The organism is Pseudomonas sp. NFPP04 (assembly GCF_900113815.1).
Taxonomy (GTDB): Bacteria; Pseudomonadota; Gammaproteobacteria; order Pseudomonadales; family Pseudomonadaceae; genus Aquipseudomonas; species Aquipseudomonas extremorientalis.
Map to the genome: position 1 here is coordinate 148,379 of NZ_FOQS01000007.1, position 19,294 is coordinate 167,672.

Consider the following 19,294-nt stretch of genomic DNA (forward strand, 5'->3'; position numbering starts at 1 on the left):
CTATGAAAGCAGGTCTGTACCAACCCGATGAATTCAAGGATAACTGCGGTTTCGGCCTGATAGCCCATATGCAGGGCGAGCCCAGTCATACCCTTTTGCAAACGGCCATCGAGGCCCTGACCTGCATGACCCACCGCGGTGGGATCAACGCCGACGGCAAGACCGGTGACGGCTGTGGCTTGCTGATTCAAAAGCCCGACCTGTTCCTGCGCGCTGTCGCAAAAGAGCAATTTGCGGTCGACCTGCCCAAGCAGTACGCCGTGGGCATGGTGTTTTTCAACCAGGACCCGGTCAAAGCCGAAGCCGCTCGCGAGAACATGAACCGCGAGATCCTGGCTGCCGGCCTGCAACTCGTCGGCTGGCGCAAAGTGCCGATCGACACCAGTGTGCTCGGCCGCCTGGCCCTCGAGCGCCTGCCGCAGATCGAGCAAGTGTTCATCGCCGGGGATGGCCTGAGCGACCAGGACATGGCGATCAAGCTGTTCACGTCGCGTCGCCGCTCGTCCGTGGCCAACGCCGCCGACACCGACCACTACATCTGCAGCTTTTCCCACAAGACCATCATTTATAAAGGCCTGATGATGCCGGCGGACCTCACCGCCTTCTATCCAGACCTGAGCGATGAGCGCCTGCAAACCGCAATCTGCGTGTTCCACCAGCGCTTCTCCACCAACACCCTGCCGAAATGGCCGCTGGCCCAGCCATTCCGCTTCCTCGCCCACAACGGCGAGATCAACACCATCACCGGCAACCGCAACTGGGCCGTGGCCCGTCGCACCAAGTTCGCCAACGATTTGATGGACCTGGAAGAGCTCGGCCCGCTGGTCAACCGCGTGGGTTCCGACTCCTCCAGCATGGACAACATGCTCGAACTGATGGTCACCGGCGGCATCGACCTGTTCCGTGGCGTGCGCATGATCATTCCGCCAGCGTGGCAGAACGTCGAGACCATGGACCCGGACCTGCGTGCATTCTACGAGTACAACTCGATGCACATGGAGCCGTGGGACGGCCCGGCCGGCGTGGTCATGACCGACGGTCGGTACGCGGTATGCCTGCTCGACCGTAACGGTCTGCGCCCGGCGCGTTGGGTCACCACCACCAACGGTTTCATCACCCTGGCTTCGGAAATCGGCGTGTGGGACTACAAGCCCGAAGACGTCATCGCCAAAGGCCGCGTGGGGCCGGGCCAGATCCTGGCCGTGGACACCGAAACCGGGCAGATCCTCGACACCGACGCCATCGACAACCGCTTGAAGTCCCGTCACCCGTACAAGCAATGGCTGCGCAAGAACGCCCTGCGCATCCAGGCGACTATGGAAGACAACGACCATGGTTCGGCGTTCTACGACGTGGACCAACTCAAGCAATACATGAAGATGTACCAGGTCACGTTCGAAGAGCGCGACCAGGTGCTGCGTCCGCTCGGTGAGCAAGGCTACGAGGCGGTTGGCTCCATGGGCGATGACACGCCGATGGCCGTGCTGTCCCAGCGCGTGCGTACGCCGTACGACTATTTCCGCCAGCAGTTCGCCCAGGTGACCAACCCGCCTATCGACCCGCTGCGCGAAGCTATCGTGATGTCCCTGGAGGTGTGCCTCGGTGCCGAGCGCAACATCTTCCAGGAGTCGCCTGAGCACGCCTCCCGCGTGATCCTCAGCTCGCCGGTCGTGTCTCCGGCCAAGTGGCGCTCGCTGATGACCCTGGAGCGCCCAGGCTTTGACCGCCAGATCATCGACCTGAACTACGACGAGAGCCTCGGCCTTGAAGCCGCGGTGCGCAACGTCGCCGACCAGGCCGAAGAAGCCGTGCGTGCCGGTCGTACCCAGATCGTACTGACCGACCGCCACATCGCGCCGGGCAAGCTGCCGATCCACGCCTCGCTGGCGACTGGCGCGGTGCACCACCGCCTGACCGAAAAAGGCCTGCGTTGCGACTCCAACATCCTTGTCGAAACCGCCACCGCCCGAGACCCGCATCACTTTGCGGTGCTGATCGGTTTCGGCGCCTCGGCGGTGTACCCGTTCCTTGCGTACGAAGTGCTGGGTGACCTGATCCGTACCGGTGAAGTGCTGGGCGACCTCTATGAGGTGTTCAAGAACTACCGCAAGGGCATCACCAAAGGCCTGCTGAAGATCCTGTCGAAGATGGGCATCTCCACCGTTACGTCTTATCGTGGTGCGCAACTGTTCGAAGCCATCGGCCTGTCCGAAGAAGTCTGCGAGCTGAGCTTCCGGGGCGTGCCAAGTCGCATCAAGGGCGCACGTTTCGTCGATATCGAAGCTGAACAGAAAGCCCTGGCGGCCGAAGCCTGGAGCGCGCGCAAGCCGATCCAGCAAGGCGGCCTGCTCAAGTTCGTGCACGGTGGCGAGTACCACGCGTACAACCCGGACGTGGTCAACACCCTGCAAGCCGCCGTGCAGCAGGGCGACTACGCCAAGTTCAAGGAATACACGAGCCTGGTGGACAACCGCCCGGTGTCGATGATCCGTGACCTGTTCAAGGTGAAGACCCTGGACACGCCGATGGACATCGCCGAAGTCGAGCCGCTGGAATCGATCCTCAAGCGCTTCGACTCCGCCGGTATCTCCCTGGGCGCGTTGTCGCCCGAGGCTCACGAAGCCCTGGCCGAAGCCATGAACCGCCTGGGGGCGCGTTCCAACTCCGGCGAAGGCGGTGAAGACCCGGCGCGCTACGGCACCATCAAGAGCTCGAAAATCAAGCAGGTCGCGACCGGCCGTTTCGGTGTAACCCCGGAATACCTGGTCAACGCCGAAGTGCTGCAGATTAAAGTTGCCCAGGGCGCCAAGCCGGGCGAGGGCGGCCAACTGCCAGGCGGCAAGGTCAACGGTCTGATCGCCAAGCTGCGTTATGCAGTGCCGGGCGTGACCCTGATCTCGCCGCCGCCGCACCACGACATCTATTCGATCGAAGACTTGTCGCAGCTGATTTTCGACTTGAAACAAGTCAACCCGCAGGCGCTGGTCTCGGTGAAGCTGGTGGCGGAAGCCGGCGTGGGCACTATCGCCGCTGGGGTGGCCAAGGCCTATGCCGACCTGATCACCATCTCTGGCTACGACGGCGGCACCGGCGCTTCGCCGCTGACTTCCATCAAGTACGCCGGCGCGCCGTGGGAACTCGGCCTGGCCGAAACCCACCAGACCCTGCGCGGCAACGACCTGCGTGGCAAGGTGCGCGTGCAGACCGACGGCGGCCTGAAAACCGGCCTCGACGTGATCAAGGCCGCGATCCTCGGTGCGGAGAGCTTTGGCTTTGGCACTGCGCCGATGATCGCCCTGGGCTGCAAGTACCTGCGCATCTGCCACCTGAACAACTGCGCCACCGGTGTCGCCACTCAGAACGAGAAGCTGCGCAAGGATCACTACATCGGCACCGTCGACATGGTGGTGAATTTCTTCACCTACGTCGCCGAAGAGACCCGTGAGTGGCTGGCCAGGCTGGGCGTGCGTTCGCTGGAAGAGCTGATCGGCCGTACCGATCTGCTGGAAGTCCTCGAAGGCCAGACCGCCAAGCAGAACCACCTGGACCTGACGCCGCTGTTGGGCAGCGATCATATCCCGGCCGACAAACCGCAGTTCTGCGGCGTGGACCGTAATCCGCCGTTCGACAAAGGCCTGTTGGCCGAGAAGATGGTCGACATGGCCGGTTCCTCGATCAACGACGCCAGCGGTGGCGAATTCGCCCTGGATATCTGCAACTGCGACCGTTCCATCGGCGCACGCATCTCCGGCGAAATCGCGCGCAAGCACGGCAACCAGGGCATGGCGAAAGCGCCGATCACCTTCCGCTTCAAGGGCACCGCGGGCCAGAGCTTCGGCGTGTGGAACGCCGGCGGCCTGCACATGTACCTGGAAGGCGACGCCAACGACTACGTGGGCAAGGGCATGACCGGCGGCAAGCTGGTGATCGTTCCGCCTAAAGGCAGCGTGTACAAGACCCAGGACAGTGCCATCATCGGCAACACCTGCTTGTACGGCGCCACCGGTGGCAAGCTGTTCGCTGCCGGTACTGCCGGTGAGCGTTTCGCCGTGCGTAACTCCGGTGCCCACACCGTGGTGGAAGGCACTGGCGATCACTGCTGCGAGTACATGACCGGGGGCTTTGTCGCGGTACTGGGCAAGACCGGTTACAACTTCGGTTCGGGCATGACCGGCGGTTTCGCCTACGTGCTCGACCAGGACAACACCTTCGTCGACAAGGTCAACCACGAGTTGGTCGAGATCCAGCGGATCAGCGGCGAAGCCATGGAGTCCTACCGGAACCACTTGCAGCACGTGCTGGACGAGTACGTCGAGGAGACCGGCAGCGAATGGGGCCGTAACCTCGCTGAAAACCTCGATGATTACCTGCGTCGTTTCTGGCTGGTCAAGCCCAAGGCTGCCAACCTGAAATCGTTGCTTTCCAGCATCCGTGCCAACCCGCAGTGATATGCGCCTGAAGAGTTTGATGAGGTTTTAACATGGCTGAACGTCTGAATAACGACTTCCAGTTCATCGATGTCGGGCGCAAAGATCCGAAGAAGAAACTGTTGCGTCAACGCAAGAAAGAGTTCGTGGAGATCTACGAACCCTTCAAACCCCAGCACTCGGCCGACCAGGCCCACCGCTGCCTGGGGTGCGGTAACCCGTATTGCGAATGGAAGTGCCCGGTGCACAACTTCATTCCCAACTGGCTCAAGTTGGTGGCCGAGGGCAATATCCTCGCTGCCGCCGAGCTGTCGCACCAGACCAACACCCTGCCGGAAGTGTGCGGCCGGGTGTGCCCGCAGGACCGTCTGTGCGAGGGTGCCTGCACCCTCAACGACGGCTTCGGCGCGGTGACCATCGGTTCGGTGGAGAAGTACATCACCGACACCGCGTTCGCCATGGGCTGGCGCCCGGATATGTCCAAGGTCAAGCCGACCGGCAAGCGCGTCGCGATCATCGGCGCGGGCCCGGCGGGCCTGGGCTGTGCCGACGTGCTGGTGCGTGGCGGCGTGACCCCGGTGGTGTTCGACAAGAACCCGGAAATCGGCGGCTTGCTGACCTTCGGCATCCCCGAGTTCAAGCTGGAAAAAACCGTCCTGAGCAACCGTCGTGAAGTGTTCACCGGCATGGGTATCGAGTTCCGCCTCAATACCGAAGTCGGCAAGGACATCACCATGGAGCAACTGCTCGAAGAATACGATGCCGTGTTCATGGGCATGGGCACCTACACCTACATGAAGGGCGGTTTTGCCGGTGAGGACCTGCCGGGCGTTTATGACGCGCTCGACTTCCTGATCGCCAACGTCAACCGCAACCTGGGCTTTGAAAAGTCGCCGGAAGACTTCGTCGACATGAAAGGCAAGAAGGTCGTGGTGCTCGGCGGTGGTGACACCGCGATGGACTGCAACCGCACCTCGATCCGCCAGGGCGCCAAGTCGGTGACTTGTGCCTATCGCCGTGACGAAGCCAACATGCCCGGCTCGCGCAAAGAGGTGAAGAACGCCAAAGAAGAAGGTGTGAAATTCCTCTACAACCGCCAGCCGATTGCAATCGTCGGTGAAGACCGCGTCGAAGGCGTGAAGGTGGTCGAGACCCGCCTCGGAGAGCCGGACGCCCGTGGCCGTCGCAGCCCCGAGCCGATCCCGGGTTCCGAAGAGATCATCCCGGCCGACGCCGTGGTCATCGCCTTCGGCTTCCGCCCAAGCCCGGCGCCGTGGTTCGAGCAATTCCAGATCCAGACCGACAGCCAGGGCCGCGTCGTAGCCCCGGAACAAGGCCAGTACAAGCACCAGACCAGCAACCCGAAGATCTTCGCCGGTGGCGACATGGTGCGCGGTTCTGACCTGGTGGTAACCGCGATCTTCGAAGGCCGCAATGCCGCCGAAGGGATCCTGGATTACCTGAACGTCTAATCTCGTTCAGGCTGAAATGCGGTCAAAAATGTGAGAGGGGGCTTGCCCCCGATAGCGGTGGTTCAGTTACAGATACTGGGACTGACACACTGCAATCGGGGGCAAGCCCCCTCCCACGTTTATTTTTGTAGCGCTTTCATGTCCGCGACAAATTGACCCGATAGACAAAAGGCACGGCTCATACCGTGCCTTTTGCGTCTGGCTCTGAGAAAATGCCCGCACTTTTTTTGCGGATGCCGACATGACTGCCCTCAAGAACGACCGTTTCCTTCGTGCCCTGCTCAAGCAACCCGTGGACGTCACCCCTGTGTGGATGATGCGCCAGGCCGGTCGCTACCTGCCGGAATACCGCGCCAGTCGTGCCAACGCCGGCGATTTCATGAGCCTGTGCATGAACCCGGAGTTCGCCTGCGAAGTCACGATGCAGCCGCTGGACCGCTATCCACAATTGGACGCGGCCATCCTTTTTTCCGACATCCTCACCATCCCTGACGCCATGGGCCAGGGCCTGTACTTCGAGACCGGCGAAGGCCCGCGTTTCAAGAAAGTCGTCAGCACCCTGGCCGATATCGAAGCCCTGCCGATTCCAGACCCCCACAAAGACCTCGGTTACGTGATGGACGCCGTCAGCACCATCCGCCGCGAGCTTAACGGCCGCGTGCCGTTGATCGGCTTCTCCGGCAGCCCCTGGACCCTGGCCACCTACATGGTCGAAGGCGGCTCGTCGAAAGACTTCCGCAAGACCAAGGCCATGCTCTACGACAACCCGCAAGCCATGCACCTGCTGCTGGATAAGCTGGCACAGTCGGTCACCTCCTACCTCAACGGCCAGATCATGGCCGGCGCCCAGGCGGTGCAGATCTTCGACACCTGGGGTGGCAACCTCTCGGCGGCGGCGTACCAGGAGTTCTCCCTGGCCTACATGCGCAAGATCGTCAGCGGCCTGATCCGCGAACACGAAGGGCGCAAGGTGCCAGTGATCCTGTTCACCAAAGGTGGCGGCCTGTGGCTGGAAAGCATTGCCGGCGCTGGTGCCGATGCATTGGGCCTGGACTGGACCTGCGACATTGGCGAGGCTCGCCGTCGCGTTGGTGGCGAGGTCGCGCTGCAAGGCAACATGGACCCGACCGTGCTGTACGCCAAGCCGGAAGCCATCCGCACCGAAGTTGGCCGCATCCTGGCCAGCTACGGCAAAGGCACCGGGCACGTGTTCAACCTCGGCCATGGCATCACCCCGGAAGTGAATCCGGAGCATGCGGGTGCGTTCCTGCGCGCGGTGCATGAGCTGTCGGCGCAGTATCACGAATAACACGCAAAACGAATGTGGGAGGGGGCTTGCCCCCGATGGCGGTGTACCAGTCAGTACAACTATGACTGATCTACCCTCATCGGGGTGTAGCCCCCTCCCACATTAAAAGCCAGAGAAACTCAGGCCTTCGCTTGCCCCAACGGCGGCAACTTTGCCAACTTCAACGCCACCAGCAACGCCCCGATCAACAGCGCCACGATAAACGCGCCGATCCCGTTCCACCCGGCGAAGTGCCAGAAGAACCCGCCTGCCGTCCCCGCAATACTCGACCCCACGTAGTAGCAGAACAGGTACAGCGACGACGCTTGCCCCTTGGCTCTCACCGCGCGGCGGCCGATCCAGCTGCTGGCCACCGAGTGGGCGCCGAAGAAGCCGAAGGTGAAGATCAGCATGCCCGGCACAACAAGCCACAGGGGGGTGAACAAGGTCAGGGCCATGCCGGCCAGCATCAGCACGATGGTGCCCCACAGCACGCGACGGCGGCCAAGGCGGTCAGCCAGGGAGCCGATTTTCGCCGAGCTGTAGATGCCCGAGAGGTACACCAGCGACAGCAGGCCGACCACGGCTTGGCTCAGGTCATAAGGATCGGCCAGCAGGCGATAGCCGATGTAGTTGAACATCGTCACGAACGCGCCCATCAACAGGAACGCTTCGAGGAACAGCCACGGCAGGCCGGCGTCCTTGAAATGCATGACAAAGCCATCCACCAGGCTGCGCGGCTTGAGACTGGTAGCGCGGAAGTTGCGTGATTCGGGGAGGATCTTCCAGAACACCGTGGCGGCGATCAGCGCCAGACCGCCAATGATCAGCATCGCGGTGTGCCAACTGACGAAGTCGATCAACACGCCGATGATCAGCCGCCCGCTCATGCCGCCAATTGCGTTACCGCCGATGTACAAGCCCATGGCCAGGCCGATGTGCTGCGGGTGGATTTCTTCGCTCAGGTAGGTCATGGCTACGGCGGCCAGGCCGCTGAGCGACAGACCCACCAGTGCACGCATCAGCAGGATGCCTTCCCAGGTCGGCATAAGGCCGCTGGCGATGGTCGCCAGCGCGGCGCAGAACAACGCGGAGACCATCACCGGCTTGCGCCCCAGGCGGTCGGAAATCGGCCCGGTGATCAACAAACCACATGCGAGCATCGCCGTGGCCACCGACAGGATCAGGCTGCTTTGTGCCGCATTGATGGAAAATTCGTGGGACAGCGCCGGCATCATCGGCTGCACGCAATACAGCAGCGCAAAAGTGGCGAAACCGCCGGAGAACAGTGCCAGCACCGTACGCATGAACATCGGCGTGCCTTTTTCGATGTACTCGTCATTGAGCTGGGCCACCACCTCATCCAGGGCAGTGGGCGGGACTTCTTGAGCGAGTGGAGCGACAGCAGCTTTCACGGGGACCTCGGGGAGGAAGAGCGTGCCAGGACCGGCAATGCAAAAAAGAATATAGCTCCCTAATGATTCTTTCCAATATATTGTTCGACCTGTTTGATAGCTTTAACGACCTAATGAGGTTTGCATGGAATTGCGTCACTTGCGGTACTTCATCGCCGTCGCCGAAGAACTGCATTTCGGCCGGGCCGCGCAGGTGTTGGGCATTTCGCAGCCGCCGTTGAGCCAGCAGATTCAGGCGCTGGAGCAAGAGGTGGGCGCACGTTTGTTTGAGCGGACCAATCGTCGGGTCGAGCTGAGCGAGGCCGGGCGGCTGTTCTTGCAAGAGGCGCGGCTGGTGCTGGCGCAGGTGGACAAGGCGGCGGATGTGGCGCGTCGGGCGCAGTTGGGCGAGCTGGGTGAATTGAAGATTGGTTTCACCTCGTCGGCACCGTTCAACTCCAGTATTCCCCAGGCAATTTTCGCGTTTCGCCAGGCATTCCCGGCGGTGCATCTGAACCTGCAGGAGATGAGCAGCACCGAAGTGGCCGAGTCGCTGGTGGATGAGTCGATCCAGGTGGGCTTGATGCGGCCACTGCCCTTGCCGGATTCCTTGAGCGTGGTCGAGTTGATGCGCGAACCCTTGGTGGCGGTGCTGAATGCTGGTCACCCGTTGGTGGCGGGCAGCGAGCGTGGTTTGCACCTGGCGCAATTGGCACAGGAGCCGTTTGTGTTTTTCCCGCGCACTTACGGCAGCGGCCTCTATGCCCAGTTGCTCAACCTGGCGCGTGATGCTGGCTTCAGCCCGCACTTTGCCCAGGAGGCCGGGGAGGCGATGACCATCATCGGCCTAGTGGCGGCGGGCTTGGGCGTGTCGGTACTGCCAGCGTCCTACCAGCGCATTCGGATCGATGGTGTGGTGTATCGCACGCTGCTGGATCAGGAGGCGATGACGGCGGTGTGGCTGGTGCAACGCAAGGGCGCGCAGACGCCCATGGCAGAGGCGTTTGTGGAGTTGTTGACGCGCAAGGCTGCCCAATAACGCTTTGTGGTGAGCGCGCTTGTTGTGGTGAGCGGGCTTGCCCCGCGCTGGAGTGCGAAGCGCTCCCAAGATCTTTGGGGTCGCTACGCAGCCCAGCGCGAGCAAGCTCGCTCACCACAATAGCCCGCTCACCACGGAGGGGGTGTGCCTGACGCTGGTCTTACTTCGACGTCCCCGTCTGCTCAAACAACTGCGCCGCCGTCCCCGCCTCATTCACGCCATTGCTGCGCAAGCCCGCCATGATGTCGCTATCCAGATTGTTCACCCAACGGTTGTAGTTGCGATGGATCTTGCCATCCTTGTAGCCCAGTTCGCGGCTGTCGCGGTAGGTGATGGCGTAGCTGTTGCGGGTGTAGCGGATGTCGATGGCGGCGTAGTACTGGTTACGCACAGTGATTTCAGCCTGCACCAGTTGCGGGCTGAGGCGTTGTACCGTCCATTCGCGCTTTTGCAGGGCGTTGACGATCACCGTTTTCATTTTTTCTTCGCTGACCTGGGCGTTGGCCGGCAGGTCGTGCTGGGTATTGAGGATCGGTTTGCTGGTGCAGCCGGCGCTGACCAGCAGGGCCAGGGTGATCAAGGTAACGCGTAGCAAGGAAGACATTCCGTTTTCTCCAATCGATTAAAGAGTCAGGCCCAGCGGCGGAAAATCAGCGAGGTGTTGACGCCGCCAAAGGCAAAGTTGTTGTTCATCACGTAGTCGTGGTGCATCTCGCGGAAGTCACCCTGCAGGTAATCCAGCTCGCCGCATTGCGGGTCGACGGTGTCCAGGTTGAAGGTGTGCACGTACTGGTCGCGGTTCATCATCTCGATGCTGAACCACGACTCCAGCGCGCCGCACGCGCCGAGGGTGTGGCCGAGGAAACTCTTCTGCGAACTGATGGGCATGCGGGTGCCGAACAGGCTGCTGGTGGCCAGGGTTTCGGCGATGTCGCCTTGGTCGGTGGCCGTGCCATGCCCGTTCACGTAGCCGATCGCGGACGGCTCAAGCCCGGCATCTTCCAGGGCCAGCTCCATGGCGCGGCGCATGGTTTTCTGCTCCGGGCGGGTGGTGTGCTGACCGTCGGCATTGCTGCCGAAGCCGACAATCTCGGCATGGATATGCGCACCGCGCGCCAGCGCATGTTCCAGTTCTTCGAGCACCAGCATGCCGCCGCCTTCACCGATCACCAGGCCATCGCGGCCACTGTCATAGGGGCGTGGGCTGGTTTGCGGGGCGTCGTTTTTCAGGCTGGTGGCGTAGAGCGCGTCGAACACCATGGCTTCGGTGGGGCACAGCTCTTCGGCACCGCCGGCGAGCATCAGGGGCAGGCGGCCGAACTTGATCGCCTCATAGGCATAGCCGATGCCCTGGCTGCCGCTGGTGCATGCGCTGGACGTGGGGATCAGCCGTCCGGTCAGGCCAAAGAAGATGCTGATATTCGCCGCCGTGGTGTGCGGCATCATGCGCACGTAGGAGTTGGCATTCAGCCCCTCGGCCACCGAGTTCAGCAGCATATTGCCGAACGCCTTGATCTCGTCCGTGCTGCCGGTGGACGAGCCGCAAGCCACGCCCATGCGTCCGTCCTTGATCGACTCGTCACCGAGCAAGCCGGCGTCCTGCAACGCCTGCTCCGCCGCCCACACCGCCAGACGCGAGACGCGGCCCATGCTGCGCAGTTGCTTGCGCGTCCAATGGGCGGGCACGACGAAGTCGTCGATCGGCCCGGCCAGGCGCGTGTTCAATTCAGTGAAGCGGTCCCACTCGTCCATGCGCCGGATGCCACTGCGGTTGGCGCGGAAGTTGGCCGAAATGCTCGCCCAATCGCTGCCCAGGGAGGTCATGCCGGCCATGCCGGTGACGACGACGCGCTTCATCAGCACAAGCCTCCATTCACGGCCAGGACCTGGCGCGTGATATAGCCGGCTTCGGCCGACATCAGGAAGTTCACCGCACCGGCGACTTCTTCCGGCGTGCCCATGCGCTGCGCCGGGATCATTTTCATCAGCTCTTGCACCGGTACGTTTTCATCCAGCATCGCCGTGTCGATCAAGCCGGGGGCGACGCAGTTGACGGTGATCTTGCGCTTGCCCAGCTCGATGGCCAGGGCCTTGGCCGCGCCGATCAGGCCGGCTTTGGACGCGCTGTAGTTGACCTGGCCACGGTTGCCGATCAAACCGGAAACCGACGTGATGCACACGATACGCCCGGCTGCGCGACGACGAATCATCGGCATCATCACCGGGTGCAGCACGTTGTAGAAACCGTCCAGATTAGTGCGCATCACCACGTCCCAGTCCTCCTCCGACAGGGCCGGGAATGCGCCGTCACGGGTCAGGCCGGCATTGAGCACCACGCCGTAGTAGGCGCCATGTTGCTCCACATCGGCCTCGAGAATTTCCTTGCACAGCGCACGATCCGCCACATCGAACTGCAGCACCCGCGCCTTGCGGCCCAGGGCTTCAACCTCGGCCTGCACCGCATCGGCGTCGCTACGCCCGCTGCGGCAGTGCAGCACGAGGTCATGCCCGGCCTGGGCCAGGCGCAGTGCAATAGCGCGACCGATGCCACGGCTGGAGCCGGTGACCAGTACGGATTCAGTCATGGCGTTACGTCCTTCGATTCATCTAAATAATTGGCCGCCTGGGGCGGTCGAAATACATTCAAGCGGGCGCTCGCCTGGATACCGTCACCGGTCAGGTGGCATTCGAACACACCCATGCCATTGTCGTCTTCCAGGGAACGCAGGCCGTGGATGCTCAGCTCGGCGCCTGCCGGAAAGTGTTCCACGTTGCATTCGAACTTGCGCGTGCCGAGCAGGAAACCCAGTTCCACCGCTTCACCTTTCTGGCGCGCGTGGCAACCGGCGTAGGCGGCGACGCTTTGCGCCATCAACTCGATGCCGACCCAGGCCGGCAGGCTGCCGTCAGCGCGGTTGAACAGGCCGCCTGGCTTGATTGTGGTGCGGGTGTGGACCTGCTCTTCATCGAACGACAGCACCTGGTCGATCAGGATCATGTCGCCCGCATGGGGCAGCAGTTCGGCGAGTGGCCAATCGATCATGGGGCCTCTCCAATAATCAGGCTGACATTGTTACCGCCGAAGGCAAACGAGTTGCTCATCAGGCAGCGTTTTTCCAGGGGCTCTGCGGCTTGCGCCCAGTGCAAGGCGGGCAGTGCCGGGTCGGCCTGGCCATCCCAGACATGCGGCGGCACCCGGTGGTGGGCCAGGCTCAACCAGCAGAACGCCGCTTCCAGCGCACCGGCAGCGCCCAGGGTATGCCCGCTCAGGGGTTTGGTCGACGAGCAGGCCACGCCGTGGGGGAACAGGCTGGCGACCGCCAGGCTTTCCATCGCATCGTTATGCTGGGTGGCGGTGCCGTGCAGGTTCAGATAGCCGATCTGCCCGGGCTGCAATTTCGCGCTGGCCAGGGCCTTGCGCATCGCCTGCAATGCACCTTTGCCGGTGGGTTCCGGCGCGGAAATATGGTGCGCATCGCAACTGGCGCCGCTGCCCAGCAGGGCGATGGGGGCAGGCACCTTGCTCATCAGGAACAGCACGGCCGCTTCGCCGATGTTGATGCCGTTACGGTTCACCGAAAACGGGTTGCAGCGTTCGTTCGACACCGCTTCCAAGGCACTGAACCCGTTGAGCGTGAGCTTGCACAGGCTGTCGACGCCGCCGCAGATCACTGCATCGCACACGCCCAGGTCCAGCAGGCGCTGGGCGCTCATCAATGCGCGCGCGCTGGAGGTGCAGGCGGTGGAGATCACATAGGCCGGGCCGCTCAGTTGCAGCCAGTCGGCGAGGAAGTTCGCCGGGGCGCTGAGTTCCTGCTGCCGGTAATCGTAATCGCCGGGGAACTGGTGTTCGCGCAGGTAATGGGCAATACCGCGACTGGCTTCATCGATACCCGAGGTGCTGGTGCCGAGCACGATACCGACTCGTGAGGCGCCGTAGGTGTGGATCGCCTGGCGGATCTCGCCCTCGATCTGCAACGCCGCTTCCAGCAGCAACTGGTTATTACGGCTGCTTTGCTGGCCCAGCTCAGCGGGGATGGTTGCCAGCTCGCCGTGCACACCGGCCACCGGCAGCACACGGTCTGGGACCCAGCCGCTTTCGGCGCGCATGCCGGAGCAGTCACCGGCAAACAGGCTGCGGCTGACCTCCGCCTGGCCACGGCCAAGGGCGCAAATCACGCCCAGGGCGTTCAGGTAGGCGGTCATCGTGCCGCTCCTAGCGGTGTGATGCGGTAGCTCAAGGGGTGGCCAGTCATGTTTACGCTGAACACCTCGGACGACTGGTACACGATCTGCCAATGGCCCGGCAGGGTGCGCGTCAAATCCATCGCCTGCGCGCTGGGGTACAGCGTACGCACGTCATCCGCCGAGGTCAGCGCAAACAGCAGCGCGGCAAACAGCTCGCGTGCCTGGGGGTTGGGCGGCAGCAAGCCATCGGCTTGCCACTCGCCATCGATCAGCTTTTGCCGGGCCTGGGGAATGCCCAGGGGGTCCATCATCGACCAACGAATGCCATTGGCTTCGCGCTGGATCACCAACAGCCAGTCCTGGCTCTGGCCGTCAGCCAGGCGTTGCACATGCAGTTGCAGCGGCAAGGCCAGGGCCGGGATTTTCTCGGGCAACGGCGCCTGGCTGGCGCAGGCGCCCAGCAGCAACAGGCAACCGATCAACAGCCAGCGCATCATGGGTTGGCACTCGCCAGTGGTTTGCGTGCCACGCAGTTGACCAGGGTTTCTTCGCGTTGGCCCACCGGCGGTGCCTTGCGCAGGCCCCAGCGTTCCAGCAGGCCGAAGTCGCTGGAGCGGCTCCACCACAAGTACGGGTACGAGACGTTTTGCGGGCCGAACTCAAAGCCCTGTTCGCGGAGCATCTCCAGGTATTCTTCGGCGCTTTTCTGCACATGCATCGGGTGGCGGAACAGCCAGCGGATCACCCAGGTGTCGATATAGGCTTCGGTGGACTCGGCAAACAGCAAGTAACCGCCTGGCTTGAGCACGCGGTAGAACTCCTTGAGTGCGCGATGCTGCTCTACCAAGTGGTGGAAGGTCTGGTGGCAGAACAGGATGTCCACGCTGTCGTCCGACACCTGCAGGGTGGCGCAGTCACTGCCGATCAGCTCGATGGCCAGGCCCTGGCGCGCCGCTTCTTCACGGCTCAGTTCCAGGCTGTGCAGGTCCGCGTCAAGACCGATCAGGCGCTTCGGGGCGAACACCTGCTGCAACAGCTTGAAGGATTTGCCCTGGCCGCAACCGGCGTCCAGCAGCACCGGCGCTTGTGGCAGTGGTTCGGTGAACAGGCTGCGCAGGTCGTTGATCGCCACGCGCAACACATGGTGCTGCCAGGTGTGGCTGCGCAGGAACCAGAAGCCGAACCTGGTTTCTTCGACGTAGTTCTTACTCAAATACTGACTGCTCACGCGGCGTCCCCTGCGCAAATTTCCGACAACATCCGCAAGCGTCGCTTGGGTTCACTCACAAACGGGTTGCGCTCATCCCACGCATAACCGGCGAGGATCGACGCGATCATCCGGCGAATCTCCGGCGAACTGCCCGGATGGAAGATCACATCCTGGAACGTCCCGGCGTACCAGCCTTCGACGTAGCAGCGGAACGTATCGACACCGCGCTTCAACGGTTCGGCAAACTCTGTCTGCCAGTCTACGGTTTCGCCGTTGAGCTGACGATGCAGCACGCCGGCCGCCATGCTCGCCGAACGCATGGCGATGGTCACGCCCGAAGAAAACACTGGGTCGAGAAATTCCGCCGCGTTGCCCAGCAGCGCAAAGCCAGGCCCGTGCAGGGTTTTGACGTTGGCCGCGTAGCCGCCGATGGTCCGCGCCGGCGTATCCCATACGGCGTTTTGCAGCACACCGGCCAGGCTCGGGGTTTCATCGATGAAGCCGCGCAGGCAGGCGTCGAGGTCACTGTCACGACCGTCGAAATGCTGCCTGGCAGCGACCACGCCCACCGAGCAGCGGCCGTTGCTGAACGGAATGGTCCAGAACCAGATATCACGCTGGGTCGGGTGTGTGGTCACCAGGATCTTGCTGCGCTCGAAACCTGGGTGTTCGATGCGATCTTCGATGTGGGTGAACACCGCCTGGCGCACCGGAAAGTCCGACGGCAGATCCAGCTCCAGCAGGCGCGGCAACACCCGGCCGTAGCCGCTGGCATCGAGCACGAACTTGGCCTTGAGGTGGTACTCGCTGCCGTTTTCCCTGCGTACATGCAGGTAGCGCGACTCGCCCTTGAAGTCCACGCCGACAATGGTTTCGCCGTAGCGGATATCCACGCCTTGCTTGGCTGCCTGATCGGCCAGCAACTTGTCGAACTCGCCGCGCTGCACCTGGAAGGTAGTGGGTTTGCCGTTGCTGAAGGTGTCGCCGAAATCAAACGCGCTGTAGCGCTCGCCCCAGGCAAACGCAGCGCCGGTTTTCACCTGGAAACCTGCCGCCTGCACGGCGTCGAGCATGCCGGCTTCTTCGATAAAGTCGATGCAGTGCGACAGCAGGCTTTCGCCAATCGAGAACCGTGGGAAATGCTGGCGCTCGATGATCAATACATCATGCCCTTTGCGCTTTAACAGCGCGGCGGCGATAGCCCCGGATGGACCGGCACCGATCACCACCACCTGGCGACGTTCCATTTCAACTGTGGGCACGAGGGCTCCTTGCCACATTGGCGATAATTACATTCATAAGGCGTGCTTCTGCCGCCCGGCCCAGGGTGCCAGCATCAAGCTGAATGCCAGGCCCAGGCTGACCGATAAGCCGAAATTGCTCACCGCTGGCGTACTTGATACGGCCAGCAGGCCAAACGACAACCAGGTCGTCAGCGCCGCCAGCAATGTGCCGAGAAGACTGACCGCAGGACCGCCTATCTGTTCGCGCATCAGGATTGCGTAGTCCACGCTGATGGCCGTGACCAGCAGCAGGCCGAACAGGCTGAACAGCGTCAGCGGCTGGCCCAGCCAACCGAGGCTGGCCAGGCTGCACAGCGCCGCCAGCAATGGCAGGGCGACGATGCGCAAGGCCCCGCCGAGACCGAACGGCAGGATCAGCAGCAGGACGATCAAGACGCAGGAGATCAACTTCAATTCAGCGGCGCTGATCTGGGTGTCGGCAAACACCCGGTTCAAGTCGCCCAGGCGGTCGACCAACTGCACGCCGGGCAGATCCAGCGCTTGCACGCGCAGCAGCGCGGGGTTGTTCAAGCCTTGCAGGCTGACCATCGCCGCCACGCCGCCGTCCACCGGCCCGAGCCACAGCGTGCGCCAAGGCTCGGCCAGCGGGCCTTTCAGCGCGGCGTCGATGTCTTGGGTGGGCAGTGCTTGCAACTGTGCGACTTCGGCTTGCAGGGCACTGGCGGGCACGCCGAGGTCCAGCAGCGGCTGCCAGTGTTGCGGCAGTGCGTTCAGTGCGTCGCGCAGTTGTTGCTGTTCGGCGGGCAGGCTGACCAGTTGATCGAGCGCCAGGTAGCCCTGGAGCTTGTCCATGTTCACCAACTGATCTAGGCGTTGGCCCAACGCGTGTTGACGCTCCAACAGCTGTTGCTGGTTGTCTGCACGCACCAGGAAAAACTGGCTGGTGGGTTGGAACCCGGTGATCCGCGCCACGGCCTGGGCTTCTTGCAGCAGCTGCGGCGGCGCGCCGATCCACTGGCGGATATCATTCTTGCTGTTCAAGTGCCACAGGCCACCGGCGCAAAACAGCAGCACCAGCGCCAGCAATGCCGGGCTCGGCACGCGCTTGAGCAGCGACTCGCGCGCTAGCCACAGGCATTGCGCGACGCGCAGCGGCCATTGCGCCGGGCGCAGTTCGACGCCCTTGAGCAGCGCCGGCAGCAGACACACGGCGGACAGGTACGCACCGACCAGTCCCGCCGCGGAGAACACCGCAATCTGGGTCAGCGCCGGGAACGGCGTCCAGGCCAGCGCCAGGTAGCCGATGCAACTGGTGGCCAGGCTCAGACTCAAACCGGGCAAGGTGATGCGCAACGCCGGCCAACTGCGCCACGGCTGCAGGCTCCAGCTCTTCGACAGGTAGTGCAGCGGGTAATCCACCGCCACGCCGATCAGGCTGGAACCGAGTACCAAGGTCATCACATGCATATGGCCGAACAGCGCCACACAGGCCACCGCGCCAAACAGCATGCCCACCAGCACCGGCACAAAGGCCAGCAGCACGCGCCAGCGGCGGAAGGCGAGCAACAGCAACAACAGGATGCCAACGGTAGCGCCGCCGCCGACCCAGGTGATCTCCCGCGTGGCCTGCTGTTGACCATTGGCGGCGTACAACAAACCGCTGGCGGCGAGCAACTGCGCGCCTTGCTGACCGGCTTGCTCGCGGCTCGCCTGGAGCAGATCCGCCACCTGCAACGGCAGTTTCATGTCGAAGGCATTGCCGGTGGTGCGTGCCCGCAGCAGCACCCAGCTTTTGCCGTCGGCATCGGCGATCAATGCGCCGCTGCCGATATCCAGTTGCACCGAGCCGTGTTGCGGCTGGCTGTTCTGGATACGCCCGGTCAGGCCCAGCCAGTCATCCTGGCTCGGCACCAGGCTGAATCCGGTGAAGGGGTCGAACAGCGCCTGTACGCGTTGCTGGATAAACGCATCGGGATGCTCGATCAGTTGCTCGCGGTCCTTGGCTGACAGCATCGCCAGGCGGCCACGCAGCAATTGCTCGCGCAGTGCCGGCAAGTCGGCTTGCAGGTTCCACTGCACTTTTTCGAATAGCCCGCTGGCCTGCCAGCGCTCGCCCAACTGTTGCGCCACGGCCACGGCTTGCTGGCGGTCGGCATGTCCCACCAGCACCAGCATTTCGCGGTTCAGCGGCTCCTGCATGCGTTGTTCGGCTTGCTGTTCCAGCGCATCCGGGGTGTTGCCCGGCACCAGTTCCATCAGGTTGGCCGACAGCGGCGCACCGTGGCGCCACTGCCAGCCGGCCAGGGCCAGCACGGCCACCAGCAGGATCAGGAACAGGCGCGGCAGCAGGCGCTCACTGGGCAAAGTCGTGTTGCTCCGCTTCACTCAGGGGCAGGTCGGCATGGCTGTCCTGCATGCGCAGCACGGTGCTGTCGCCCTGGGTTTCCAGCAGTTCGATGGTTTGCACCAGGTCGCCGCCGTCGATGTTGATCTGGGTGAAGACTTGCTTGAGCAACAGCGAGCGCGGGATCAGGGTCAACTTCCACTGCTTGGCCTCGCCTTGCAGCTTCAATTCGAAGTCACGTTGCAGGCCGCTGCTGTCGCCCTGCAGTACGGCGAGGAACAGCCGATTTTGTTCGGCACCGGCGCTCTTGTTCGGCAGCAGTTGCCAACTATTGGCGTCGCGACGGGCAATGCCCTGGGCGCTGATGCGGTAGTCCTGTTGCAGTGGCGTTTTCAGCAGCCACAGCAGGCCATGGTCCTTGGCGAGCACGAAGGTGCCTTTGCTGACCAAGGGCTGGGGCAGGGCACGCAGGTGTTTTTCCTGGGTGAAGTTGCCGTGGATCACCGAGGGTTTGGCCAGTTGGTCGCTGAGTTGTTGCAAGTCAAAAGCATGTGCACTAAAGCTCAGGAACAACCCGATCAAAAATGTGGCAGCGGGCTTGCCCGCGATGAGCCTGAGGGCGCTGCGTAGTGTCCGGCGGATCGCGTTATCGTTGAAGTCCATCGGGGGTAAGCCCCCTCCCACATGG

At 62.8% G+C, this 19,294-nt stretch carries 15 protein-coding genes; 4 read left to right on the forward strand and 11 right to left on the reverse strand.

From position 1 onward, the window contains the following. Positions 1-2: 2 nt before the first annotated feature. The 3 genes from gltB to hemE all read left to right on the forward strand — a co-directional run bounded on the left by gltB (position 3) and on the right by hemE (position 7,208). Complete coding sequence (gene gltB / locus BM017_RS16830) at positions 3-4,448, forward strand: glutamate synthase large subunit (protein ID WP_092246425.1); 4,446 nt, start codon at positions 3-5, stop codon at positions 4,446-4,448. Between the two features lie 32 nt (positions 4,449-4,480). Continuing rightward, complete coding sequence (locus tag BM017_RS16835) at positions 4,481-5,899, forward strand: FAD-dependent oxidoreductase (protein ID WP_092246428.1); 1,419 nt, start codon at positions 4,481-4,483, stop codon at positions 5,897-5,899. Between the two features lie 241 nt (positions 5,900-6,140). Then, on the forward strand, positions 6,141-7,208 hold the full coding sequence (hemE, locus tag BM017_RS16840; RefSeq protein WP_092246431.1) for a uroporphyrinogen decarboxylase: 1,068 nt from the start codon (positions 6,141-6,143) through the stop codon (positions 7,206-7,208). Positions 7,209-7,327: 119 nt separating this feature from the next. Here the strand turns inward: hemE and BM017_RS16845 are convergent, their stop codons facing one another. Beyond that, on the reverse strand, positions 7,328-8,602 hold the full coding sequence (locus tag BM017_RS16845; protein WP_092246434.1) for an MFS transporter: 1,275 nt from the start codon (positions 8,600-8,602) through the stop codon (positions 7,328-7,330). Between the two features lie 124 nt (positions 8,603-8,726). Here BM017_RS16845 and BM017_RS16850 point away from each other — a divergent pair, with 124 nt between their 5' ends. Next, entirely contained in the window at positions 8,727-9,620 is an 894-nt protein-coding gene (locus BM017_RS16850; RefSeq protein ID WP_092246437.1) for a LysR family transcriptional regulator, read from the forward strand. A gap of 160 nt (positions 9,621-9,780) precedes the next feature. Here BM017_RS16850 and BM017_RS16855 read toward each other — a convergent pair whose 3' ends face one another. Genes BM017_RS16855 through BM017_RS16900 form a run of 10 tightly spaced genes read right to left on the reverse strand, consistent with a single transcriptional unit; the run spans position 9,781 to position 19,269 of the window. Further along, positions 9,781-10,224 carry a hypothetical protein gene (locus tag BM017_RS16855; RefSeq protein WP_092246441.1) on the reverse strand — a complete coding sequence of 148 codons (444 nt, stop codon included), beginning with the start codon at positions 10,222-10,224 and terminating at the stop codon, positions 9,781-9,783. 26 nt (positions 10,225-10,250) lie between these two features. Next, positions 10,251-11,477, reverse strand: coding sequence for a beta-ketoacyl-ACP synthase (locus tag BM017_RS16860; protein WP_071492357.1), 1,227 nt, complete (start codon positions 11,475-11,477; stop codon positions 10,251-10,253). After that, the gene (locus tag BM017_RS16865) at positions 11,477-12,205 is read right to left on the reverse strand and encodes a 3-ketoacyl-ACP reductase FabG2 (protein ID WP_092246444.1); all 729 of its coding nucleotides are present in this window, start codon (positions 12,203-12,205) and stop codon (positions 11,477-11,479) included. The genes BM017_RS16860 and BM017_RS16865 overlap by 1 nt, the downstream gene beginning before the upstream one ends. Then, on the reverse strand, positions 12,202-12,663 hold the full coding sequence (locus tag BM017_RS16870) for a hotdog family protein (RefSeq protein WP_092246447.1): 462 nt from the start codon (positions 12,661-12,663) through the stop codon (positions 12,202-12,204). The genes BM017_RS16865 and BM017_RS16870 overlap by 4 nt, the downstream gene beginning before the upstream one ends. Continuing rightward, on the reverse strand, positions 12,660-13,826 hold the full coding sequence (locus tag BM017_RS16875; protein ID WP_092246450.1) for a beta-ketoacyl-[acyl-carrier-protein] synthase family protein: 1,167 nt from the start codon (positions 13,824-13,826) through the stop codon (positions 12,660-12,662). Before BM017_RS16875 ends, BM017_RS16870 begins: the two co-directional genes overlap by 4 nt. Continuing rightward, positions 13,823-14,305 carry a hypothetical protein gene (locus BM017_RS16880; protein WP_092246453.1) on the reverse strand — a complete coding sequence of 161 codons (483 nt, stop codon included), beginning with the start codon at positions 14,303-14,305 and terminating at the stop codon, positions 13,823-13,825. Before BM017_RS16880 ends, BM017_RS16875 begins: the two co-directional genes overlap by 4 nt. Beyond that, positions 14,302-15,036, reverse strand: coding sequence for a class I SAM-dependent methyltransferase (locus BM017_RS16885; RefSeq protein ID WP_092246456.1), 735 nt, complete (start codon positions 15,034-15,036; stop codon positions 14,302-14,304). Before BM017_RS16885 ends, BM017_RS16880 begins: the two co-directional genes overlap by 4 nt. Further along, positions 15,033-16,280, reverse strand: coding sequence for an NAD(P)/FAD-dependent oxidoreductase (locus BM017_RS16890; RefSeq protein WP_092246459.1), 1,248 nt, complete (start codon positions 16,278-16,280; stop codon positions 15,033-15,035). The genes BM017_RS16885 and BM017_RS16890 overlap by 4 nt, the downstream gene beginning before the upstream one ends. A 33-nt stretch (positions 16,281-16,313) precedes the next feature. Further along, a complete protein-coding gene (locus BM017_RS16895) occupies positions 16,314-18,626 on the reverse strand; it encodes an MMPL family transporter (RefSeq protein ID WP_092246462.1) in 2,313 nt (770 codons plus the stop codon). Further along, positions 18,616-19,269, reverse strand: a complete 654-nt coding sequence (locus tag BM017_RS16900; RefSeq protein WP_092246465.1) for an outer membrane lipoprotein carrier protein LolA — start codon at positions 19,267-19,269, stop codon at positions 18,616-18,618. Before BM017_RS16900 ends, BM017_RS16895 begins: the two co-directional genes overlap by 11 nt. Positions 19,270-19,294 lie beyond the last annotated feature (25 nt).

Coding starts and splice junctions, on each gene's coding strand:
- BM017_RS16835 (WP_092246428.1), top strand. CDS start 4,481: ATGGCTGAACGTCTGAATAACGACTTCCAGTTCATCGATGTCGGGCGC.
- BM017_RS16870 (WP_092246447.1), bottom strand. CDS start 12,663: ATGATCGATTGGCCACTCGCCGAACTGCTGCCCCATGCGGGCGACATG.
- BM017_RS16875 (WP_092246450.1), bottom strand. CDS start 13,826: ATGACCGCCTACCTGAACGCCCTGGGCGTGATTTGCGCCCTTGGCCGT.
- BM017_RS16900 (WP_092246465.1), bottom strand. CDS start 19,269: ATGGACTTCAACGATAACGCGATCCGCCGGACACTACGCAGCGCCCTC.
- gltB (WP_092246425.1), top strand. CDS start 3: ATGAAAGCAGGTCTGTACCAACCCGATGAATTCAAGGATAACTGCGGT.
- BM017_RS16880 (WP_092246453.1), bottom strand. CDS start 14,305: ATGATGCGCTGGCTGTTGATCGGTTGCCTGTTGCTGCTGGGCGCCTGC.
- BM017_RS16865 (WP_092246444.1), bottom strand. CDS start 12,205: ATGACTGAATCCGTACTGGTCACCGGCTCCAGCCGTGGCATCGGTCGC.
- BM017_RS16855 (WP_092246441.1), bottom strand. CDS start 10,224: ATGTCTTCCTTGCTACGCGTTACCTTGATCACCCTGGCCCTGCTGGTC.
- hemE (WP_092246431.1), top strand. CDS start 6,141: ATGACTGCCCTCAAGAACGACCGTTTCCTTCGTGCCCTGCTCAAGCAA.
- BM017_RS16860 (WP_071492357.1), bottom strand. CDS start 11,477: ATGAAGCGCGTCGTCGTCACCGGCATGGCCGGCATGACCTCCCTGGGC.
- BM017_RS16850 (WP_092246437.1), top strand. CDS start 8,727: ATGGAATTGCGTCACTTGCGGTACTTCATCGCCGTCGCCGAAGAACTG.